A 640-nucleotide genomic window follows, 5' to 3' on the forward strand; every position below is an offset into this window, starting at 1 on the left:
CGGTGGAGGGGGCGATCATTGAGGACGACCTGGCAGACGTCCTCGACGACGCCACCTGGAACGGTGACGCCGAGGCGTCGTCAGGCGACGTCTCCCTGGACGGCACCACGCTCACCTGGACGGGTGATCTGGAGGTCGGCCAGGTGGTGACGGTGACCTATTCGGTGACGGTGGGCGATGAGATGGGTGCGAGCCTGCTCAACGTGGTGACGTCGCCGGATGAGCGGGGCGTGTGTGTGCCGGCTCCGGATGGGAACCTGGACTGCACCACGTCGCATTTCAACGCCGCGTACGTGTTCTCCAAGACCTCGGACCCGGAATCGGGCTCGAGTGTCAAGGAGGGTGACGTGGTGACCTACACCGTGGTCGTCGAGCATGTGGGCGATGTCCCGGTGGAGGATGCCACGGTCACCGATGACCTGTCCGAGGTCAGCAATGTGGCGAGGTGGAACAACGACGCCAAGGCGTCGTCCGGCCAGCTGGTCCGGGAGGGCACGTCGCTCACCTGGACCGGTGATCTGGATGTCGACGAGGTGGTGACCATCACGTACTCGGTCACCGTCGGCGACACTCCGAATGCGGTGCTGCGCAACGTCGTCACCAGTGATGACGAGCGGGCGGTGTGTGTGGATGCTGCCGA

At 65.2% G+C, this 640-nt stretch carries 1 protein-coding gene; it reads left to right on the top strand.

Going from position 1 to position 640, the window contains the following annotated elements; translation table 11 throughout:
- The coding region (locus G1H11_RS24950) for a DUF7927 domain-containing protein (RefSeq protein WP_216844130.1) at nt 1–640 on the top strand (640 nt) is incomplete at both ends.

The organism is Phytoactinopolyspora alkaliphila, assembly GCF_010550695.1.
GTDB lineage: Bacteria > Actinomycetota > Actinomycetes > Jiangellales > Jiangellaceae > Phytoactinopolyspora > Phytoactinopolyspora alkaliphila.